The following is a 19,922-nucleotide window of genomic DNA, read 5'->3' as shown; positions in this document are numbered from 1 at the left end:
AACGTCCGGTCGTGTGGTACGACGAAATCGACGTTGCGCTCACGTTCTACTTTTACTGAGCCTACTAGTGGAAACTCGTCCGGTAGTGTTGTGGGCGTATATTTTCATATGATATATGGGGTTTGTGAAATATCCAGTGCTTCGGGCGAAGTCTATCATCAAGGTAGAGTCTTTCGTAGTGGTCCGCTTTCGTGCTGACTTCTTGGAAAAGACTTGCAGTAGCTACCTCACAGCTATTCCGGAAGTTGAGACAGAGAAATAAAGGCACACAACAATCCATCCTCCGAGGTTGTGGCGAAATCGCAGACACAAATTCGTCTGCGAGAACGCGCGAGCGTTGTCGCCAGTCGAATTTCGACGGTTCAGGAGACGTAGGCGGCTCGGGCGTGTGACGGCTGCAGGCGAGAACAGCGTCAGACCGCGGGGTCGTACTGCTCGGCGTGGAACCAATCGACGAGTGTTCCGGTGGCCTCCTTCTCGACGCCGTGGGGGACGTAGACGAACGGGATGGGGCGGTCGAACGCGCGCTCGCCGTAGAGCCCCCAGTCGCCGACCGAGCGCGTGGTGCCGCCGTACGCGATGGGGATGTCTTCGAGGTCCTGTGGCTCGTACTCGGGGACGTAGGACTGCTCGACCCAGACCTCGTGGTCGGGGACGCCGAGTTCGGCGGCGAGGTCGGCTTCGAGCCGGTCGGCGTGGGCGACGAGCCAGTCGCTGAACGCGTCGAGGTCCGCGTCCACGCGGTCGGCGTACGCGATGCGGTGCTTCCAGCACGTCTCCGGGAAGCGGCGCGCGCGGAAGCGGTCGTAGAGCGCTGCGAGCGTGGAATCAGGATGTTCGTCGGCGGCGACGCGCAACCGCTCCATGAGCGTGTTGTCGTCGATTTCGTCGTCGAGAACGCTGTCGGCGGTGACTGGTGGTTCGTCCGCGAGCGCGGCGAGTTCGTCGAGGAGTTCGCTGAGGAGCACGTGGGCGTAGACGGACTTGTGGTGCTGGGTTACCCACATGTAGACGGCGATGCGGCCTTCGAGGTAGTTGCCGATGGTCGAGAGGGCCTTGTCCGAGAGCGCGAGTCCCTCCTCGGGATGGGCGGTGTAGGAGCCGACCATGCGGTCGGTGTCGAAGCTGAGCACGTCCGCGCCCGTCATCTGGTTGTCCCGCGTGATGTAGTCGAGGCGGTCGACGTCGATGGGCGAGTGCAGAATCTGGGCGGCGACGCCGTGCTGCCAGCGGCCGCCGCGCTCGTACTCGAGGCTGTACCCGAGGATGTGCGCGCAGACGTCGTGGGGGTCGACGCCCATCTCGTGGAGGCCGTCGGCGAAGTCGTCGAGGACGATGAGACAGCCCAAGAGTTCGTGGGCGGACGCCTCCCGGATGGGCGCATCCCCGACGCCGGCGTCCTCGAAGGCAGCGTGGAGCCCGCGGTCGGCGAGGCGCTCGCGGAGGTCGGCGGTGTCGATGAAGCGCTCGCCGAGATGGCTGAACGGCGGATGGCCGACGTCGTGCAGGAGTGCCGCGCATTCGAGCGTGCGCTGGATTTCGTCGAGCTCCGCGGTGGTGGCGTCCCGGTAGAAGTACGACTGCTCTCGGAGGCTCTCGAAGACGGTGCGCGCGAGGTGGTAGACGCCGAGCGAGTGCTCGAAGCGCGTGTGGTTCGCGCCCGGGTAGACGAGATAGGTCGCGGAGAGCTGTCGGACGTGGCGGAGGCGCTGGAACGCGCGGTGGTCGAGCACGTGGTCGACGAGCGGCTGTTCGAGTTCGACGTAGCCGTGGACTGGGTCTTTGATCTGCGTGGCTGGCATGGTGTGAGTCGCCGGCCCGACGGCCGGCGCGAGATTACCACTACTAAGGCCTCCGAGCGTGTCGGTCTTTCGATTGGCGGCGTGCGGAACGGTTTTCGGCGTTCGCGGGCTACGGAGAAGCGATGGACCGAGACGCCGCCGTCGAACGGGTCGAAGCCCTCGTGGACGCCGTCGAGAACGAGGAGATGCCGGTGCCCGTCCGCGAAATCTGGGTGTACGGCGACGTCGCGCTCGGCCTCGACCCCGTCGAGCGACTGGACGTCTACCTCACGAAGGACATCCTCATGCGCGGCGACGACGCCGACCGCGCCGCGGAGTTCGAGCGCGAGTACGGCGTGAAGGGCGTCGGGAAGACCGTGCGCGCGTCGTGGGCGGACGACCACCCCGAGTACCTGCGCGCGAACGACAACGGCCACGTCGCGCCCGAGCGCTGTCTCGCTGCCCACCTCCTCGACGACGACGAGCCGATTCACCTCGAAGTCTGTAACGCGGGCTTCGAGGACAACGTCACCCAGCGCCTCGAAGGCGCGCTCGCGACCGAGACCTACGAGAACGTCCTCGACCCGCGCGGCGTCTGCCTGTGGGTCGACGGCCAGCGCAGCGACGACGCCTTCCAGAAGCTCCGCGATGGCGAACTCGCATTCCCGCCGCTGGCGGGCGCACTGGAGATGCTCGGCGCCGACGAGGACGAAGCCGAAATCGCTGCCGACGCGGTGAAAACCCGCCGCGAGCAGGCCGACGGTGCGACCGTCCGCGGCGACGTAGTTTGAAGTGAGAAGCCGGAACCATCCGCCCTGTGACCTGACGACTCGCCGGCCGGGGGAGGCGGGAGCGCGGCAGTCCCGGTCGGAACGCGGCGCCGCCTGCTAGCCCCAGACGCAAAGCGAAACTGCATTCGGCGATTACTGGTCCTCGAAGCCGTCCTCACGGCTCACTTCGTTCGCCGTTCGGCTGCCCGTGGTTCTCACTCACTCCGTTCGTTCCGAACCGCGCTCGCTCCGAGCTACGCTACTGCAGGCTCGCGGGTCGTTCCTCCCCGCTCGCTATTTCCGCGGTTCTCGCTCGCTGTGCTCGCTCCGAACCGCGCTATCCTTCGAACCCGTCCTCGAATCTGAACGTCCCAGTCGTACCTTTTTGCGGCGCTCACTCCGTTCGCACCGCAAAAATCTACGCTAAAAAGGCCGCTACGCTTCGAACCCGTCCTCGAATCTGAACGTCCCAGTCGTACCTTTTTGCGGCGCTCACTCCGTTCGCACCGCAAAAATCTACGCTAAAAAGGCCGCTACGCCTCGAACCCGTCCTCGAATCTGAACGTCCCGTCGCGCTGCACGATTTCGCCGTCGATTTCGATGAACGAGTCCTCGCTCATGTCCACGATCATGTCGACGTGGGTAGCGGACTCGTTGAACGTCTGGTCCTCGGGCACGCACTCCGCGATTGCGCCGCCGACGGCCATGTGGACGGTGTCGCCCATCTTCTCGTCGAACAGCATGTTGTACGTGAACCGGTCGATGTCGCGGTTCATCCCGATGCCGAGTTCGCCGAGGCGACGCGACCCCTCGTCCGTTTCGAGAATGCCTTCGAGCGCGGCTTCGTTCTGCCCCGCAGCGAAGTCCACGACCTCGCCGTCCTCGAACTGCAGCCACGCGTCCGTGATTTCCTTGCCCTGCCGGATGAGCGGCTTGTCGAAGAGAACTTCGCCCTCGACGCTGTCCGGCACCGGGCACGTGAACACCTCGCCAGCGGGCATGTTCTTCGTGCCCCAGTCGTTGGCCGCGTCCATCCCCGCGACGCTCATCGTGACATCAGTGGTGTCCCCGGAGACGACGCGGACCTCGTCGGCGGGGTCGAGAATCTCGACGAGTTGAGACTGGAACTCGCGCTGTGCGTCCCAGTCCTTGTTGACGGCCTCGTAGACGAAGTTCTCGTAGGCCGCCGTGCTCATCTCGGCCTTCTGTGCGTCGGCGGGCGTCGGATGCTGGGTGATGACCCAGCGCGTGCCGAGCCGTTCTTCGAGAATCGGGCCGTGTGCGCGGCTCGCGGCCTGTGACTTCTCGGGAGGAACGTCGCTGGTTTCGAAGGCGTTCCCGCCGCCGCCAATCAGGAAGACGGCGTCAGTCTCCTCCATCGCGGCGAGTTCGTGCGCTTTCGTCTCGTAGTCGTCGGCGTCCATCGCGCGGTTGTACGCGCGACTGGCGCGCGCCAGCCCCCAGTGCAGCGAGGGTCGCGCGCCGATTTCTCCGAGTTTCTCGTACAGCGCGACGACGAGGGCTTCTGCCTCCCTCGACGCGCGCACCTGCACCATGTCTCCGGGCTGAATCTCGGTGCAGTCCTCGACGAGGACTTCGGCGTGGCGGCGGACTCTGTCGTCCATACCGAGTGAGTCGGCGGCGCCACGAATAAACTCCGGAGAAGCGGAAAACCACCGCAGTTCGTGGGCGGTTACTCGGGAACGCGACCGACCGTGACGTAGAACGGAACGGTCTCGACGCGCTCGTAGTCGTTCTCGCGCATCTGCGCGACGACTTCGCGGCCCATCTCGCGCCACTCCGCGCGCAGCGCGTCGTAGGCGTCCGAGGAGAGCCCGCCTGCCGCGAGCGTCGGCTGCTGGTCGGCGAGCCGTTCGCCGGTCGCCTTCCGGGCGGCAGCTTCCAGTGCGCCCTCGTCGTACGGCGGCTGGACGTCCTGCACGTGGTCGTACTGCGTCGTCGAGACGTCGACGAGTCCGGCGGCTTCGAAGCAGTCCGCGGCGTCTGCGCCCAGCGAGACGTCCGTGTCCACGCCCTCGAGGTACGCTTCACGGGCGCGCGCCGCGAGCGGCGGTTCGCTCGCTACCGTCGACTCGACGGTGACGGCGGCGTTGTTCGGTTCGACCGCCGCCACGAGGTCCGAAGACACCCGCGAGAACTCCCGCACGGCGGCCACGGGGTCTGGGAGGTTGATGAGCAGCGCCTGACACGCCACGAGGTCGCAGACGCCGTCGCGGAACGGCAGCCGCGTCGCGTCGCCGCGGAGGCGCTCGTCGGCGTCGACGTGCCCGAGCAGGTCCGGGTCGGCGTCGAGCGCGAGCACCTCGGCGCTGGACTCCTCGCGGAACACGGCGGTGAGTTCGCCCGTGCCACAGCCCACGTCGAGAATGCGCTCGCGGCTGCTCAGTCGGAGCGCGTCCAGCGCGTCGCGCTCGGCCCACATCCCGCGGCGCGTCTCCTCGAGGTAGTCGGCGCTGAATCGGCGCACACCTCCACTGAAAACCGGGGTCGGCAAAAGCGGCGGGGTCCGAGCGCTGTCCCCTCACTCGCGGTTCACGGCTCCCGAGAGTCTACGACTCTCGCAGCTCGCGGTTCGTCTCACTCACCGTTCGCGTGAACGTGGCCTCACTCCGCTCGGCCACGCAGTTCCCGCACCTTCTGGATGTTCCACTCGAAGCCGCGGCCGTCCTCGTGGGGCGTCTCCAGCACGAGCGGCACGTCCGTGATAGCGTCGTGATTGACGAACGCGTCCATGCCGTCCTCGCCGATGAGTCCTTCGCCGATGTGGGCGTGTTCGTCCTTGTTCGTGCCGCAGTCGTGTTTCGAGTCGTTGAGGTGGACGCAGTGGAGGTGCTCGAAGCCGACGACGTCGTCGAACTCTGCGAGCGCCTCTGCGACGGCCTCGGGCGTCGAGAGATCGTAGCCCGCGGCGAACGCGTGCGCGGTGTCGACGCAGACGCCGAGGTCGTGGCTCGACTCGTCGAGGACGTGCGCGAGGTGCTCGAAGTCCCCGCCGAGCTTCGTGCCCGAGCCCGCGTCGCTCTCCACGAGCACGGTGACATCCTCGGGAATGTCGAGTTCGTCGAGCGCGCTGACGGCGTTGTCGAGGCCCTGCTGGACGCCCGCGCCGGTGTGCGCGCCGAGGTGGACGTTGACGTACTCGATGCCGAGTTTGTCCGCGGCGTCGACCTCCTTCTGCATGCTGTCGACGGACTTCTCGCGGAGGTCGGCTTTGGGCGTGCAGAGGTTCACCAGATACGACGAGTGGATGACCCACGGGCCGTCCAGATGCTCGTCCGTTCCCTCGCGGAACGCCGCGGCTTCGTCGTCGCCGACGTTCGGGTCCTGCCAGACCTGCGGCGAGTGCGTGAAAATCTGCCCGCAGTTCCCGCCGACGGCCAGTTCGTTCTCGACGGCGTTGTCGACGCCGCCCGCGATAGAGACGTGTGCACCTACTCGCATACGCTGTCGTTCGCCGCGGGGGGCAAAGAGGCTTCGAACCGTCGCAACACCTTTGCCCGCCGAGCGCGCTCGTGACGGTATGGCTTCGGGGGAAGCACTCGACGTCGGCGACCAGGTTCCAGACGTGACGGCGCCGCTAGTCCATCCGGACGACAGCGTCGAGGACACGCCCCTAGCGGAGTTGTACGCCGACCGGCCCGTGCTGGTCGTCTTCTACACGAACGACTTCAGCCCGGACTGCGTGACCGAGTGGTGTTCGTTCCGCGACTACGGCTGGTTCACGTCCACGGAGGACGTGCGCGTCGTCGGCGCAAGCAAGTCCCGCGTGGCGACCCACCGGCAGTTCATCGGCTACCTCGACATCGACTTCCCGCTGTACGCCGACACCGACCTCGACATCTCGGACGCGTTCGGCGTCACGTACCGCGCGATGAAACTGTTCCCGCGCTCGAAGCGCTCCGTCTTCCTCGTGGACACGGACGGCATCGTGCAGTACCGCTGGGTCGGCGAACACCCACTCGACCCGACGCGCGACCAGCCGCCGCTGGCCGAGATTCGGGAAGCCGTCGAGGAACACGTCGGCAGCGAGACGGAGACGTTCGGGTTCAGCTAAGCAGTCCGCTCCCGGGTCCAGTCATCAGTCGCGTACTTCTCGTCGGCGAGTTCGCGGGCAGCTGCGAGTTCGTCGTCGGTCCACTCGCCGACGGACGCGTCACACCACTCCGCGAGCGCGTCCTCCAGCGCGGAAACTGCATCTCCTCGACTGATTCCGGATTCCTCGCGGATGCTCGTGACGCGCTCGCGGAACCGCTGGTCGTCGATTCCGGGGTCCGCGAACACGCCGAGGTGGTTGTCGGTCGCGTGGTCGTAGGACAGCGACCCGTGCTGGATGACCGCGTCGCGGGTGCGGTACTGGGCGTTCCCGCTGATTTTCCGGCCGTCGACCGCGATGTCGTGGGCTGGGTGGAGCGCGCGCAGGTAGCACGCGGGCTCGTGAATCGCGGGATGTTTCTCGGGGACGAAGTCGGCGTCGACGCCCATCGCGTGGAACGCCGACAGAATCGGCTCGCAGAGCACCTCGTAGCAGTCCATCAGGTCGCCGGGGAGTTCGTCGGCGGGCGCGACGATGCTGTAGGAGATGTCGGCGTGCTCGTCGTGGTAGATGCCGCCGCCGCCGGTCTGCCGGCGCGTCACTGCGACGCCCTCGCGCTCGGCGAACTCCCAGTCGACGGACGCGGCGTCCTGCCGGTACCCCATCGAGAGCGTCGATGGCGACCACTGGTACGCGCGGACCGTTCGCGGGCCGCCGTTTGCGGCAGTCTCCGCAGCGACCTCCTCTAGTGCCATCTGCATCGGCCCGTCGCGGGCTTCCTCGAGAATCAGGCGCCACTCGCGGTCGGCCAGCGTCATACCACGCGGTTCGCGGCCACCGGCAAAAAGCCGTGCGTCTGCGGTTCCGCTCGGCTGCGTCCATCGAGCGCGCCGAGCGGCGCGGCAATCCGTGGCCGGACTGGAGGCGCGAACGACCGCAACATGCGATTTCTATATCGTGGCATGAGATTTATCGGGTGTACGGTCACATTTTCGTAGAACAGGGAATATCGGCCAGAGACAGCCACAGCGCCGCCGAATCGCTGATTTCTATCAAAATTCAGGCGGGGCCGCCCACGCTACCACGTCGATTGCTCCTGCAGCGCGGATTTCACGGCGTCGCCGCGCGCCGCGTAGCTTTTACCCGCCGGTCCGCTAGATTCGCGTGAATGGTTCGGAACGTCGCCGCCGAGATGGCGGACCTCGACCCGGAGGACTTCCACCTGCTCTCCGGGGTCGAACACGGAATGCGGTTCTCCGAGTGGGTCAGCCGCGAGAAGCTCCCGGAGTTCTCCCGGTTGACACAGGAGGAAGTCGACTACCGGCTCGACAGGATGCTCGACCTGGAGTTCCTCGAACGGAAGACCATCCAGTACGAGGGCGTCCAACTCACGTTCGCGGGCTACGACGCGCTCGCGCTGCACGCGTTCGCCGAGCGCGACACCGTCGAGGGATTCGGGTCGCCGCTCGGCGTCGGCAAGGAGAGCGACGTCTACGAGGTGCAGTCGTTCCGCCCGATGGCGCTGAAGTTCCACCGCGAGGGGTACACCCAGTTCCGGGAGGTCCACCGCGGCCGCGACTACACCAGCGACAAGGAGCACACGTCGTGGCAGTACACCGCGCGGAAGGCCGCCGAGCGTGAGTACGACGCCTTAGAGACGCTGTACCCGGACGTGAACGTCCCGCGGCCGGTCGACCAGAACCGCCACGCCATCGTGATGGAGCGCATCGACGGCGTGGAGCTCTCGCGCGCGGAACTGGAACCCGAGCAGGCGAGCGGCGTCCTCGACCTGGTGCTCCGGGAGATGGCGACCGCCTATGAGGCGGGCTACGTCCACGCGGACATCAGCGAGTACAACGTCTTCGTCAGCGAGGACGGCGTGACGCTGTTCGACTGGCCGCAGGCCACCCCGAGCGACCACGAGAACGCGCGCGAGCTGTTGGACCGCGACATCGGGAACATCGTCGGCTACTTCCGGCAGAAGTACCCGAGTGACGTCCCCGAAATCGACGAGCGAGGGGTCGCAGACGCCGTCGCGGACGGCACGTTCGGCTCCGTCACCGATTTCTCCGAGTAGCGCGTCGCTCGCGCACAGATTCTCCGTTGCCTGCACTCGTCCGTCAGCGGCTGTACTCTCCACTGGCCCACTAATAAATCACATATTGCGATATAGAATCCGTCGTTTCGCGGTGCAAGTGCGTAGACGAATGGCCGAGAACGTGTCCAGTCGCTAACGCGACACCCTACTGTATTTATACGGCCGCGCGGAAGGGAAAGGCGAACTGCAATCGGCTATGGAACGCACCCGCTTCGTCCCCGTCGTCGCCGCGCTCGTGTTGGTCGCCGCCGCCCTCGCAGGCGTCGCTCCGGTCGCGGCCCAGCAGGAGTCGGCTTCCGTCGGGGACTACACCGTGACTCGGGGGGAGACAGTCAGCATCAGTGTCAGCCACTCCAGCCCCGCGAACCTCACCATCTCCGGCGGCGGCTTCGAAGTGCTCGTCGGCTTCGGCGGCGGCGGGACGAGTACAATCGAGTTCGACACGTACCGCTCCGACGGCGAGACGGCAGGCGAGTTCATCTCCGGCGGAGCGCCGGACCTGAAGGGGCCGCCGCTGGACGAGGCCATCCAGCCGGGCGAGTACGACCTCAAGGTGACCATCGACGGGCAGGTCGAAGCGTACGGGACGTTGACGGTGCTCCCGAACGGCGAGGTGACGGGAGAGACCGGCGCGCTCCGCGGCGACTACTTCGAGGGCGACGGCGGCGGGAACGCGCTCGGCGCCGTCCAGACGCACGCCGAAATCGGCCGCGGCAACGACAACGTCGTGGTGGGCGACTACGCGGCGTTCGTGTTCGAGGAGAACGACAGCGGCATCGGCGCCCCGTTCGGCGGGGACGCGACCCTCGGCGCGCTGGCGGGCGAGGGGTTCGAAGTGCGCGTCGAGGAACTCGACCCCGAGCCGAACACGCGAGCGGAGACGTACACGGTAGAGGACTTGCGCGCGTCCGCGAGCTTCGGAGGCAGTGGTGACGGTCGGCTGGCCGTGCTCTGGGACACGAGCGGCATCGAACTCGGGAGCGGCTCGAACCACACCTACGAGTTCGAGCTGTCGGTCAACGAGACCCGGAATCCGCTCTTCTCTGAGAGCCAGACGCTGCTCACGGAGCGCGTGACGCTCGTCGAGCCGTCCGTTCGAATCAGTGCCGACCCCGGGTACACGCTCGCGCCGTGGAACGGCGACCAGATGGCGATTTCGGGGGAGACGAATCTCCTCCCGGGGACGACGCTGAACGTGCGCGCGCTCCACGAGGACGGGGAGCCGCCGCGCATCTGGCAGGACAACGTACAGGTCGGTCAGAGCGGGGCGTTCGGAACGACGCTGGACTTCTCGAACGCCGAGCGGCCGGCACAATTCCCGCTGTGGGTGCAGAACTACGAGAGCGAAACCCGGACGACAGTCCGGCTGACCGCGGCGAAGGCGTCGCTTTTGTTCCCCGCCCAGGTCGTCGACAACGGCACGGTGACCGTCGAGCGCCTGACGCTCTCCCGGGGCGGGTTCCTGCGGTTGACCGCGAACAACGAGACGGTCGGCACCACCGGCTCGCTCCCGCAGATGACCAACGGCAGCGTCGACGTCCAATTGAACACGTCGCTTACCGGCCCGACGAACGTGACCGCGACCGCAATCGTGGACGCGAACGAGAACGGGCAGTTGGACGCCGACGACCCAGTCTACGAGACAGCTGGTTCGCCGGTTTCTGGGACGGCGCTCGTCGAATCGACGGTGACGGAACCGAACACGACCACGACGAACACCACGCAGACAACAGCACAGCCCACGTCGACGACAGTGACGCTGCACGTGAACGACGAGGAGCCGCTGGCGCCAGTCGCAAACAACGGCGGCGGGTCGGGCGGGTTCGTGCCGCTGTCGCCCGTAACCACGCTCGTCGCGGTCGCTGCCGCGCTGTTGTTGGCGGCGCGCCGCGGACCCGACCGTTTATGAGGGGGCGCCATGGTGATATGGGTAGACCTGGGGACTGCATGACGGGACAGAGTACGCGTCCGACCGGGAGGGGTGCGTGATGTTCGAGGAGATGCCGGCGTCGGCGTTTCCGAACTTCCTCGCGGCGTTCTGGACGGAGAAGGGCTGGTCGACGTCCGTGACGGAGAACGACGACGGCACGTACCTCGTCGGCGGCGACAAGGACAACGGCAAGCGCGGGCTCATCGGCGTTCGGCCCGACGAGGACACGGAAATCGGCGCCTCGGAAGTCGAGGACTTCGCGGCGTTCTGCGACAAGAAGGGCGTAGACGTGCGCGTGATGGCGACCCGCGGCCGATTCACCACAGGCGCGCGGAGCGCGGCGGAAGCGGGCGACGTCCACCTCCTCGACCCGAACGAACTGGCGTCGTCGGTCCGTGACGAGAACGCCGAGGACCTCGTCGAGGAGTTCACCGACGGCGACGGCGACGGCGGGTCGCTGCTCGACAGTGTTCCGAGTATCCCGCTTCCGGGCGGCGTGCCGAGCGGCATCCCCGTCGTCCCCATCGTGGTCGCGGTCGTGGTCGTGGTCGCGGCCGTGTTCGCGGGGCCGACGCTGCTCGGGTTCGTGCCGTTCGTCGGCGGCGGTGGCGGTGGCGACGCTGGTCCCGCGATTACGGCGTTCTCGATGGCCGCCGACGAGAACACCACGGCGACCGCGAAGTGGGACGCCCGCGTGCAGGACGAGTTAGAGACCGCGAACAACACGTACCGGCCGAACGACGGCGAGACGTTCGTCGTCGTCCAGTTGAACGTGACCGCGGGCGACTCCCAACTGGTCGTGCGGAACCAAAACTTCGCGCTGTCGGTCAACGGCACGAACTACGGCCACCAGCGCTTCGAAAACGCCAGCCAGCAGTTCCGCGCGCAGATGTCGGCGGTGACGGCGGCGCCCGGCGAGTCGGGGAGCATGCTCGTCGTGTTCTCCGTGCCCGAGGACTTCGACGGCGCGACGCTCGTCGAACGGCCGGACGGCCCCGGCCTGCGCTTCGAGCGCGCGGAGCTGACGTTCGGCGTCGAGTGACCGGCGCGGATTCGAAGTTCTTAACCCCCGCCACGACGAAACTCGGGTAACTCGCTGGCGAGCGGGCTCCAGCGGGCTCCTGACGGATGTCAGGACGGGATGTGACCACCGAGACGCCACGCGTCTCGCCGGTTGAACCACGCAACGCCCGCGGACAACACAATGACACGAAGCTTCTACTCCCACATCAAGGAAGCCTGGCGGGACCCCGACGACGGGAAGCTCGCCGAGCTCCAGTGGCAGCGCAAGCAGGACTGGCGCAAGCAGGGCGCCATCGTCCGCGTCGACCACCCGACCCGCCTCGACAAGGCCCGCGAACTCGGCTACAAGGCCAAGCAGGGCGTCGTCGTGGCGCGGGTCAGCGTCCGGAAGGGCACCGCCCGGAAGTCCCGGTTCAAGGCTGGGCGCCGCACGAAGCGGCAGGGCGTCAACCGCATCGGTCGCGCGAAGAACCTCCAGAGCATCGCCGAGGAGCGTGCGTCGAAGAAGTACGTCAACCTCCGCGTGCTGAACTCCTACTGGGTCGGCGAGGACGGCTCCCAGAAGTGGTTCGAAGCGATTCTCCTGGACCCCGAGCACGGCGCAATCGAGAACGACGACGACCTGAACTGGATCTGCGACGACAGCCAGCAGGGTCGCGTCTTCCACGGGAAGACCAGCGCCGGGCAGCGCGCTCGCGGCCTCCAGAACCGCGGCAAGGGCACCGAGCACCTGCGCCCGAGCACGAACGCCGGCAAGCGCCGGAAGTCGTAACGCCCCACCTTTTCCGTTCTTTCTCGCCGCTCAGCGGTAGCGCCGTCAGTCCTCCTCGAGCAGTTCCTGTTCGATGTCGGGGCTGCCGCCGGTCGCGCCGGCGAGGCGGCGCGTAAGCACGTCGAAGAACGCGACCAGCGGCCACAGCGCGAGCGCGACGTACTTGAGGGGGCGCGCGCTGGTCAGCGCCCACGATTCGGCGTTCGCCAGCCCCCACGACTTCGGGAGAATCTCCCCGCAGACGAGCACGAGCGACGTGGCGACGAGCGTCGTCCCGACGACTGCGAGTTCCGGCGGCAGGTAGGTGACTAGCAGCACTGTGAGGATGGAGGAGATAGCGATGTTGACGACGTTGTTCCCGACGAGAATCGTCACCAGCAGCCGGTGTGGGTCGTCGCGGAGGCGCTTCAGTTCGGGGCCGCGCTCGTCGTCGGCGGCGAGCGCGTCGAGGCGCTCGGGGGTCAGCGAGAACAGCGCAATCTCGGTGCTGGAGAAGAACGCCGACGCCGCCAGCAGGACGACGACAGCGACCAGCGACGGGACGACAGAGAGGTCCAGTGGCATGGAACCAGCGACGGCGACCAGCCACTAAGGTGTAGGGTCGCTACGCCCAGTAGTCGACGGTGGCGTCGCGGTCGTAGTAGCCGTGGACGTCGCGCTCGCCCGACCCGCCCGGTGGCGACCCGGCGTACACGCCGATTTTCCCGGATTCGGGGTAGACGGTGATGTCCGGGTCGCGCATCGTGGAGACGGCGAGGTAGCGTAGCGGGCCGTCGGTGTCGTTGACGACCCGGTGTCCGCCCGACTCGCCGGCGGGGAACGCGGCGTAGTCGCCGGGTTCGAGCGCGCGGTCGCCGTCCTCGCAGAGCAGGACGCCCTCACCGGCGAGTACGTACAGCGCCTCCTCGTTGCCGGTGTGGTAGTGGTACGGCCACGACTTCTCGCCGGCGGGGAGTTCGTAGAGACTACAGCCGAGTTCCTCGCCGTCGGCGGCGCGGCTGAGGCGCTTGCGGCGGAAGCGCGCGTCGCCCTCGTCGGTCTCGGTCCAGTCGAGGTCGCGTTCGTTCACGACGGGCATGACGCCACCGACGGGCGAGCCGAACAAAGAAGTACGGCAGGCGGCGCTGCGCCGAGCAGTTATGTGTGTCGCCCGACATGGTGCAGACGTGACATCTGTCGAGACAGCAGTCCTCTGGACCCACATCGGAGCGGGCGTGCTCGCGCTGGTCGCGGGTGGCGTGGCACTCGCGACCGAGAAGGGCGGGCGACGCCACCGGCGCGCTGGACGCGGCTACGTCGGCGCGATGGCCGTCGTCGTCGCGACAGTCGTGCCGCTGTTCGCGTTCGAGCAGTCCTTTTTCCGGACGTTCCTCCTGCTGGTCGCCGTGTTCAGCGGCTACTTCGCGTTCTCGGGCTACCGCGCCCTCGCTCGAAAGCGGCCGGACGACGAGCCGACCACCGCGGACTGGGGCGCCGCAGTCACCGTCGCGGGGGCGTGCCTCGCGCTCGGCGCGTGGGGGTTGGTCGTGCTCACGAGCGGCGACACGTTCGGCGTCGTGATGGCGGTGTTCGGGGCAATCGGGCTGGCGCTCGGCGTCGCGGACCTGCGGGCGTTCGCGGCGGGCGCGGACCGCGCGTGGCTGGTGAATCACCTCTCGCGGATGGTGGGCGCGTACATCGCCACCGTCACCGCGGTGTCCGTCGTGAACCTCCAGTCGGTCCCCTCGGTGGTCGCGTGGCTGTGGCCGACTGCTGTGGGCGTCCCGCTCATCTGGTACTGGCAGGCCAAGTACGGGAGCGTCGGCCCGCTCGCCGGTCGCGTGTAGCTACTCCGTCCACTCGGCGTCCGCGAGCGTGCGCTGGACGGCTTCCTCGCCGACGGCGCGCGCGAGCGTCTCGTAGCCGGCGCGTTCGGCGCGGTCGCCGGCGTCGGCGACGAGCCGGGAGACGATGAACTCCGGCGTGGACTTCCCGACGGTGCCGAAGCGGGGCTGGTAGTCCACGAGCAAGTCGAGATCCTGACTCAGTCCCTCCGCGAAGATGCCGTCGGTGCGCGCGACATCGGGCAGCGGTTCGAGGTCGTCAGCGAGGTGCGTGACGAACACGCCCAGCGCCTGCTCGTCGACGGTGAGCGTGACGAGGCCGTGGAGGAGGTCGGCGGCGCTGCCGGGTTCGGTGATGGCTTCGAACTCGTCGACGAGCATGAGCGTGCGGTCGCCCTCAGTGAGCGGCGGCACGACGGAGTTCAGCGTCGCTTCCAGCACGCCGGCGTTGAACGACGCGTGTCGGCGGTGGAAGACGATGGCGTCGACGGCGCCGAGTTCCGCGCGGTCGGCGGGCACCGGCAGCCCCATCGCGGCGAGCACGGCGACCTGGCAGAGCGTCTCCAGCAGCGTCGTCTTCCCGCCGGAGTTCGCGCCCGTGAGCACGGTCACGCGGTCGCCCGTCGGCGGGTCGGCGAGACTGTGGTCGCCGACGGCGTACGTCACTGGCTGGACGTCCCCGTCGGCGGCCAGCGAGAGGTTCCGGGCGTTCTCGACGGCGATAGCGTCTTCCTCCACGAACTCGGGACGGGTGAGGTCGTGGGCCTCCGCGAACCGCGCCAGCGAGACGTCGACCGCGAGGTCGCTGACAGCAGCTACTGCGGCGTCGACCTCCTCGCGCGCGTTCGAGATGGCTCCGCGGAGCTCCGCGGCGACCTCGTCCTCGCGGTCGTCGGCGTCCTCACGCACGTCGTCGGCGAGCGTTCGGAGCGTCGTACTCACGAAATCCGCGGCGTCGGCGGCGTCCGCAGCCATCGCGTTCCGCACGCGACGGGGTTCGACGCCGGCCTCGCTGGCGACGTACTGGACGAACGCCTCGCGGAACTCGTCGGTGCCCTCGACGCCCTGCGAGCGCACGTCTTCGAGCACGTCGAAGGTGTCGCGTTCGAGGCGTTCGAGGTCGCCGGCGCGCTCCCGGAGCCGGTCGAGCTTCGCGTCCGCGCCCGCGGCGACCCCGTCGCCAGTGAGGTGGCGCAGCGCCTCGGCGGCGTCCTCGAGCGCGTCGCGGTCGAGCGTCGTGACTGCGGCGAACGCGCCACCGTCGCCGTCGAGGGCGTCCTGCAGACCGAGCGCGGTGTCGACTGCCGCGCGCTGCGTGTCGCCGGCGTCGTCGTGGGCGTCGAACGTGTCGAGGACGGCTTGCTTTGTCTCGCCGCCGAGGCGCGCCCACGTCTCGCGGGCGGCCTCCACGTCGTCGAGGCGCTCGCGCATCGCGTCGCGGTCGGTCAGCGGCGTGCGCACGCGGATTCGGTCCGCTGCCCCGGGCGTGACGGCGTAGTCGGCGGCGAGCGCGACCAGTTCCTTGTAGACGGCGCGAGCGTCGTCGGTCGCGAGCGCGTCCATCCCCTCCCCGCCGTTCGCGCGGCGCAGGATGCGCGTGGCGCGACCCCGCGAGATGCCGGCGTCCACGAGCGCGCGGACGTTCGCGGACTCGATGGCGTCAATAGCGTCGGGGACGCCGAGTTCGGTCTCCAGTTTGTCGGCGGTCTTCGGGCCGACCCCCCAGTACTCCTCTAATCGCATACCTGCGAGTGGGCGACCACGGGGGTAAAGCGTTACGCGGACTCGGGCGGCGAGCGCTCGCGGAGACCGGCGCGTTATTTCCGTCCAGTCGCCGAATCTCGGCGTGATGAGCTTCGACATCACCGCCGCCCGCGTCGCCCACGTCGTCTTCGGGTCGGCGTGGACCGGGAGTACGCTCGCCGTTGCGCTGTTCGTCGTGCCCGCCGCCCGTCGCGGCGTGCTCGACGCCGCGCCCGTCGAGTGGATCGCCGACCGCTTCACGAAACTCAGCGTCGCCAGCGTCGTCGCGATGCTGTTGACCGGCGGCCACCTCGCCGGCAACCTCTACACGTTCGAGGCGCTCGCTCGCTCCTCGCGCGGCCACCTCGTCGTGGGGATGACGAGCCTCTGGCTGGTGCTCGCGGGCCTCTCACACGTCGCGACGAGTCGCCTCACCGCCGGCCACGACGTGCAGTCGGCCGCCGACGACGCGACGCCGTGGTTCGGCGCGGCGGCCGTCGTGAGCGTCGCCCTCCTCGTGCTCGCCGGACTGCTCTGACGCGGTAAGGGGCGCTGACCGACGAGCATAACAGCCGCCACCCCGTTGCCTTCGCGCATGGACGCGGCGCTCGGGCCACCCGAGAAGATGGCCGAAAGCGAGGGCGACCTGACGCCGATGATGAGCCAGTACTTCGAGCTCACGCGGCGCTACGAGGACGCGCTCGTGCTCTTCCAAGTCGGGGACTTCTACGAACTCTTCTGCGACGCTGCGGAGGCGGCCGCCCGCATCTGCGAGATTACGCTGACTGCCCGCGAGGACTCCACGGGCGAGTACCCGATGGCGGGGGTGCCAATCGACAACGCGGAGCCGTACATCGACGACCTGCTGGACGCGGGCTACCGGGTCGCCGTCGCGGACCAAGTCGAGGACCCCGACGAGGTGTCCGGGGTCGTCGAGCGCGCGGTGACGCGCGTTGTGACACCGGGAACGCTGACCGAGGACGAACTGCTGGCGGGCGACGACAACAACTTCGTGGCGACGGTCGCAGCCGCAGAAAGTGGCGGCTTCGGCCTCGCGCTGCTGGACGTCTCGACGGGTGACTTCTACGCGACGAGCCTCCCGAACGCGGCGCGCGTGCGGGACGAACTCGGGCGGTTCGCGCCAGCGGAACTGGTGACCGGGCCGGGCGTAGCCGCGGAGCGCTTCGACGACGGGACGTTCGTCGCGGAGTACGACGACGCGGCGTTCGACGACGAGCGTGCCCGCGAGACGGTCGAAGCGTACTTCGGGAGCGTGGACGCGCTCGCGGGCGACGCCGAGGTCGCGGCCTGCGGCGCGCTCCTCGACTACGCCGAGTACACGCGGGGCGGGGAAGACGGCGACCGGCTGGACTACCTCAATCACTTGACGCGGTACGACCCCCGCGAGTACCTCCAGATGGACGCCGTAGCGTTGCGGAGTTTGGAAGTGTTCGAGCAGCGCAGCGTCCACGGCGCGGAGGGCACCGCGCTCGTGGACGTGCTCGACGAGACGGCGTGCGCGCTCGGCCGGCGGACGCTCACCGACTGGCTGCGCCGGCCGCTGACCGACGCCGACGACATCGCGGCGCGCCACGAGGCGGTCGGGGAACTGCTCGCGGACCCCCTGACGCGGGAGGAACTCCACGAGCACCTGCGGGACGTCTACGACGTCGAGCGCCTGATTTCCCGAGTCTCGCGGGGGCGGGCGAACGCCCGCGACCTGCGCGCGCTGAAGAACACCCTCGACGTGGTGCCCGAGATTCGCGGGCTGCTCGCGGACGCCGACAGCGAGAAACTTCGCGAGTTGCGCGCGAGCCTCGACGACCTCCCGGAGATTCGGGACCTGCTCTCGCGGGCCATCGTCCCGGACCCGCCCCAAGAACTCACGGAGGGCGGCGTCATCCGGGACGGCTACGACGAGACGCTGGACGACCTCCGGGAGACCGAGCGCTCGGGCAAGCAGTGGATAGACGACTTGGAGGAGCAGGAGCGCGAGCGCACGGGCGTCGACTCGCTCAAAGTCGGCCACAACGCGGTCCACGGCTACTACATCGAGGTGACGAACCCGAACCTCGACGCCGTCCCGGAGAACTACCAGCGCCGGCAGACGCTGAAGAACTCCGAGCGCTTCGTCACGCCCGAACTCAAGGAGCGCGAGGACGACATCGTGCGCGCCGAGCAGCGCTCCCAAGACCTCGAATACGAACTGTTCCGCGAGGTCCGCAGCCGGGTCGCGGAGGAGGCCGAGCGCGTGCAGGCGACGGCGGCAGCAGTGGCAGCCGTGGACGCGTTGGCGTCGTTCGCGACGGTGGCGGCGAGTCACGACTACGCACGCCCCGAGATGGGCGGCGACGACCTCGAAATCGAGGGCGGGCGCCATCCTGTCGTTGAGCGCACCGAAGCGGGGTTCGTGCCGAACGACACCGCGCTCACGCCCGAACGCCGCGTCGCGGTTATCACCGGCCCGAATATGAGCGGGAAGTCGACGTACATGCGGCAGGTCGCACTCATCACCCTGCTCGCGCAGGCCGGGAGCTTCGTCCCCGCGGCGAGCGCTGACCTGCGCGTCGTCGACCGCATCTTCACGCGGGTCGGCGCGAGCGACGACATCGCGGGCGGGCGCTCGACGTTCATGGTGGAGATGACCGAACTCGCCTCGATTCTGCGCGCCGCGACCGAGGACTCGCTGGTGCTGCTCGACGAAGTGGGACGGGGTACGTCGACGACCGACGGCCTCGCGATTGCGCGCGCCGTCACCGAGTACGTCCACGACGAACTCGGCGCGACGACGCTGTTCGCGACCCATCACCACGAACTCACGGCGGACGCCGACTGCCTCGACGCCGCCGTGAACCTCCACTTCGGCGCGACCCGCAGCGAGGACGGGGTGACCTTCCAGCACGAGGTCCGTGAGGGTGCCGCGACGGCCTCCTACGGCATCGAGGTCGCGCAGACCGCGGGCGTCCCCGAAGCGGTCGTCGAGCGCGCTCGCGAACACCTCGACGCACCCGACACCGACGAGAGCCGAGAGGCAGAAGTAGGCGCCGGCGAACCCGCCGAAGACAGCGACGGTGACACCGACGAGTCGGACGTGGAAGCCGAACTCCGGGACGTGAATCTCGCGGAACTGACGCCGCTGGAGGCGTTGAACGTCCTGAACGACTTGAAACGCGACCTCGACTGACTACTCGACTGGGGAGAAGGAGAGCCCGTTCTCCGCGAGCAGGCGGCGGGTCTTCTCGGTGATTTCCGGGGCGACGAGCACGCCGCGCACGTCGGCGTCGGCGTGGAGGTCGCGGCGGAGCGCGTTCACGTACCGCTCCAGTTGCGACGCCGCCGACGGCCCGGCGCGGCGGGCCTTGAGTTCGACGACGACCACGGCGCCGTCGCGGCCGCGGCCGTAGACGTCCACGGGGCCGGCGGGCGTCTCGCGCTCCGTGCTGCGCGGCCGGAAGCCGGGTTCGACGAGGTCGGGGTCCGAGAGCACGCGCTCCTTGAGGTCGGACTCGGTACCGGAGACCTCGGCGTCGGCGTCCGCGGGGTCGAACGCCGCGGCGTGGTGGACGGAATCGAACCGGACGGTGAGCGCGTCCGCGGCGTCGCCGTCGCCACAGCGGAGTTCGAGCGTTCCCTGATTCGCTTCGACGGCGACGCTGCCGCCGGTCGCCCACGCGTCGGGGTCGCGGCCGGTCGCGCCGTGGACGAGCACGGTGTCGTCGGGCTTCCAGAGGACGCTCCGGACGCCCGCGGGGAGGCTGCGCTCGGCGCGCCCCTCGAATTCGGTCGCGCACTCGCCGACGAGCGAGACCGCGAGGTCGTCGCTGCGGGCGTCCGCGGCGAAGGCGGCGGCGCGGTCGGCGTCGGGGGTCGAGAGCGCGCGGGTCACGGTAGCAGGTACGCGGTGGACGGGAAAAAGCACGCGGATGCG

General features: G+C 68.4%; 18 protein-coding genes. 9 read left to right on the top strand and 9 right to left on the bottom strand.

Translation table 11 applies throughout. From position 1 onward, the window contains the following. Positions 1 to 413 precede the first annotated feature (413 nt). Entirely contained in the window at positions 414 to 1,802 is a 1,389-nt protein-coding gene (locus AVZ66_RS01360; RefSeq protein WP_058981046.1) for an HD domain-containing protein, read from the bottom strand. Between the two features lie 122 nt (positions 1,803 to 1,924). Here AVZ66_RS01360 and AVZ66_RS01355 point away from each other — a divergent pair, with 122 nt between their 5' ends. Next, positions 1,925 to 2,572, top strand: a complete 648-nt coding sequence (locus AVZ66_RS01355; RefSeq protein WP_058981044.1) for a hypothetical protein — start codon at positions 1,925 to 1,927, stop codon at positions 2,570 to 2,572. Between the two features lie 512 nt (positions 2,573 to 3,084). Here AVZ66_RS01355 and AVZ66_RS01350 read toward each other — a convergent pair. From AVZ66_RS01350 to AVZ66_RS01340, 3 genes are all read right to left on the bottom strand, one after another. After that, on the bottom strand, positions 3,085 to 4,176 hold the full coding sequence (locus AVZ66_RS01350) for an aminopeptidase (RefSeq protein WP_058981042.1): 1,092 nt from the start codon (positions 4,174 to 4,176) through the stop codon (positions 3,085 to 3,087). Positions 4,177 to 4,244: 68 nt separating this feature from the next. Further along, positions 4,245 to 5,039 carry a methyltransferase domain-containing protein gene (locus AVZ66_RS01345; protein ID WP_058981040.1) on the bottom strand — a complete coding sequence of 265 codons (795 nt, stop codon included), beginning with the start codon at positions 5,037 to 5,039 and terminating at the stop codon, positions 4,245 to 4,247. A gap of 137 nt (positions 5,040 to 5,176) precedes the next feature. After that, positions 5,177 to 6,013, bottom strand: a complete 837-nt coding sequence (locus AVZ66_RS01340; protein ID WP_058981038.1) for a deoxyribonuclease IV — start codon at positions 6,011 to 6,013, stop codon at positions 5,177 to 5,179. A gap of 79 nt (positions 6,014 to 6,092) precedes the next feature. Here AVZ66_RS01340 and AVZ66_RS01335 point away from each other — a divergent pair, with 79 nt between their 5' ends. Continuing rightward, on the top strand, positions 6,093 to 6,626 hold the full coding sequence (locus AVZ66_RS01335; RefSeq protein WP_058981037.1) for a redoxin domain-containing protein: 534 nt from the start codon (positions 6,093 to 6,095) through the stop codon (positions 6,624 to 6,626). Here the strand turns inward: AVZ66_RS01335 and AVZ66_RS01330 are convergent. Continuing rightward, positions 6,623 to 7,423: a biotin/lipoate A/B protein ligase family protein gene (locus AVZ66_RS01330; protein WP_058981035.1), complete on the bottom strand. Its 801-nt coding sequence runs from the start codon at positions 7,421 to 7,423 to the stop codon at positions 6,623 to 6,625. The two genes, AVZ66_RS01335 and AVZ66_RS01330, sit on opposite strands and share 4 nt — an antisense overlap. Positions 7,424 to 7,773: 350 nt before the next feature. Here AVZ66_RS01330 and AVZ66_RS01325 point away from each other — a divergent pair, with 350 nt between their 5' ends. The 4 genes from AVZ66_RS01325 to AVZ66_RS01310 all read left to right on the top strand — a co-directional run bounded on the left by AVZ66_RS01325 (position 7,774) and on the right by AVZ66_RS01310 (position 12,428). After that, complete coding sequence (locus AVZ66_RS01325) at positions 7,774 to 8,682, top strand: serine/threonine-protein kinase RIO2 (RefSeq protein WP_058981033.1); 909 nt, start codon at positions 7,774 to 7,776, stop codon at positions 8,680 to 8,682. 217 nt (positions 8,683 to 8,899) lie between these two features. After that, positions 8,900 to 10,612 (top strand): hypothetical protein, encoded by a 1,713-nt coding sequence (locus AVZ66_RS01320; protein WP_058981031.1) that lies wholly within the window; start codon positions 8,900 to 8,902, stop codon positions 10,610 to 10,612. A 79-nt stretch (positions 10,613 to 10,691) separates the two neighbouring features. After that, entirely contained in the window at positions 10,692 to 11,675 is a 984-nt protein-coding gene (locus AVZ66_RS01315) for a restriction endonuclease (RefSeq protein ID WP_058981029.1), read from the top strand. A 162-nt stretch (positions 11,676 to 11,837) separates the two neighbouring features. Beyond that, a complete protein-coding gene (locus AVZ66_RS01310; RefSeq protein WP_058981023.1) occupies positions 11,838 to 12,428 on the top strand; it encodes a 50S ribosomal protein L15e in 591 nt (196 codons plus the stop codon). Between the two features lie 45 nt (positions 12,429 to 12,473). Here the strand turns inward: AVZ66_RS01310 and AVZ66_RS01305 are convergent, their stop codons facing one another. After that, positions 12,474 to 12,992, bottom strand: a complete 519-nt coding sequence (locus tag AVZ66_RS01305; protein WP_058981021.1) for a CNNM domain-containing protein — start codon at positions 12,990 to 12,992, stop codon at positions 12,474 to 12,476. Between the two features lie 40 nt (positions 12,993 to 13,032). Continuing rightward, the gene (locus AVZ66_RS01300; protein WP_058981018.1) at positions 13,033 to 13,506 is read right to left on the bottom strand and encodes a cupin domain-containing protein; all 474 of its coding nucleotides are present in this window, start codon (positions 13,504 to 13,506) and stop codon (positions 13,033 to 13,035) included. Between the two features lie 88 nt (positions 13,507 to 13,594). On the opposite strand from AVZ66_RS01300, the gene AVZ66_RS01295 reads away from it, so the two are divergent. Beyond that, positions 13,595 to 14,254: a hypothetical protein gene (locus AVZ66_RS01295; protein ID WP_058981016.1), complete on the top strand. Its 660-nt coding sequence runs from the start codon at positions 13,595 to 13,597 to the stop codon at positions 14,252 to 14,254. On the opposite strand, the gene AVZ66_RS01290 is transcribed toward AVZ66_RS01295, so the two are convergent. Next, the gene (locus tag AVZ66_RS01290) at positions 14,255 to 15,994 is read right to left on the bottom strand and encodes a DNA mismatch repair protein (RefSeq protein WP_058981014.1); all 1,740 of its coding nucleotides are present in this window, start codon (positions 15,992 to 15,994) and stop codon (positions 14,255 to 14,257) included. A 106-nt stretch (positions 15,995 to 16,100) separates the two neighbouring features. Here AVZ66_RS01290 and AVZ66_RS01285 point away from each other — a divergent pair, with 106 nt between their 5' ends. Together AVZ66_RS01285 and mutS are read left to right on the top strand one after the other, a co-directional pair. Beyond that, positions 16,101 to 16,532 carry a CopD family protein gene (locus AVZ66_RS01285; RefSeq protein ID WP_157575568.1) on the top strand — a complete coding sequence of 144 codons (432 nt, stop codon included), beginning with the start codon at positions 16,101 to 16,103 and terminating at the stop codon, positions 16,530 to 16,532. 57 nt (positions 16,533 to 16,589) lie between these two features. Beyond that, positions 16,590 to 19,178: a DNA mismatch repair protein MutS gene (gene mutS, locus AVZ66_RS01280; protein WP_058981010.1), complete on the top strand. Its 2,589-nt coding sequence runs from the start codon at positions 16,590 to 16,592 to the stop codon at positions 19,176 to 19,178. On the opposite strand, the gene nucS is transcribed toward mutS, so the two are convergent. After that, positions 19,179 to 19,880 carry an endonuclease NucS gene (gene nucS / locus AVZ66_RS01275; RefSeq protein ID WP_058981009.1) on the bottom strand — a complete coding sequence of 234 codons (702 nt, stop codon included), beginning with the start codon at positions 19,878 to 19,880 and terminating at the stop codon, positions 19,179 to 19,181. It abuts the gene before it with no gap. Positions 19,881 to 19,922 lie beyond the last annotated feature (42 nt).

Source organism: Halobacterium sp. CBA1132 (assembly GCF_001485535.1).
In the GTDB taxonomy this organism is placed as follows: Archaea; Halobacteriota; Halobacteria; order Halobacteriales; family Halobacteriaceae; genus Halobacterium.
This window is presented reverse-complemented; position numbering and strand designations above follow the sequence as displayed.

Bases quoted from the DNA above. Each gene is read 5' to 3' on its own strand.
- AVZ66_RS01360 (WP_058981046.1), bottom strand. From the start codon at position 1,802: ATGCCAGCCACGCAGATCAAAGACCCAGTCCACGGCTACGTCGAACTC.
- AVZ66_RS01355 (WP_058981044.1), top strand. From the start codon at position 1,925: ATGGACCGAGACGCCGCCGTCGAACGGGTCGAAGCCCTCGTGGACGCC.
- AVZ66_RS01350 (WP_058981042.1), bottom strand. From the start codon at position 4,176: ATGGACGACAGAGTCCGCCGCCACGCCGAAGTCCTCGTCGAGGACTGC.
- AVZ66_RS01340 (WP_058981038.1), bottom strand. From the start codon at position 6,013: ATGCGAGTAGGTGCACACGTCTCTATCGCGGGCGGCGTCGACAACGCC.
- AVZ66_RS01335 (WP_058981037.1), top strand. From the start codon at position 6,093: ATGGCTTCGGGGGAAGCACTCGACGTCGGCGACCAGGTTCCAGACGTG.
- AVZ66_RS01330 (WP_058981035.1), bottom strand. From the start codon at position 7,423: ATGACGCTGGCCGACCGCGAGTGGCGCCTGATTCTCGAGGAAGCCCGC.
- AVZ66_RS01325 (WP_058981033.1), top strand. From the start codon at position 7,774: ATGGTTCGGAACGTCGCCGCCGAGATGGCGGACCTCGACCCGGAGGAC.
- AVZ66_RS01320 (WP_058981031.1), top strand. From the start codon at position 8,900: ATGGAACGCACCCGCTTCGTCCCCGTCGTCGCCGCGCTCGTGTTGGTC.
- AVZ66_RS01315 (WP_058981029.1), top strand. From the start codon at position 10,692: ATGTTCGAGGAGATGCCGGCGTCGGCGTTTCCGAACTTCCTCGCGGCG.
- AVZ66_RS01310 (WP_058981023.1), top strand. From the start codon at position 11,838: ATGACACGAAGCTTCTACTCCCACATCAAGGAAGCCTGGCGGGACCCC.
- AVZ66_RS01305 (WP_058981021.1), bottom strand. From the start codon at position 12,992: ATGCCACTGGACCTCTCTGTCGTCCCGTCGCTGGTCGCTGTCGTCGTC.
- AVZ66_RS01300 (WP_058981018.1), bottom strand. From the start codon at position 13,506: ATGCCCGTCGTGAACGAACGCGACCTCGACTGGACCGAGACCGACGAG.
- AVZ66_RS01290 (WP_058981014.1), bottom strand. From the start codon at position 15,994: ATGCGATTAGAGGAGTACTGGGGGGTCGGCCCGAAGACCGCCGACAAA.
- AVZ66_RS01285 (WP_157575568.1), top strand. From the start codon at position 16,101: ATGAGCTTCGACATCACCGCCGCCCGCGTCGCCCACGTCGTCTTCGGG.
- mutS (WP_058981010.1), top strand. From the start codon at position 16,590: ATGGACGCGGCGCTCGGGCCACCCGAGAAGATGGCCGAAAGCGAGGGC.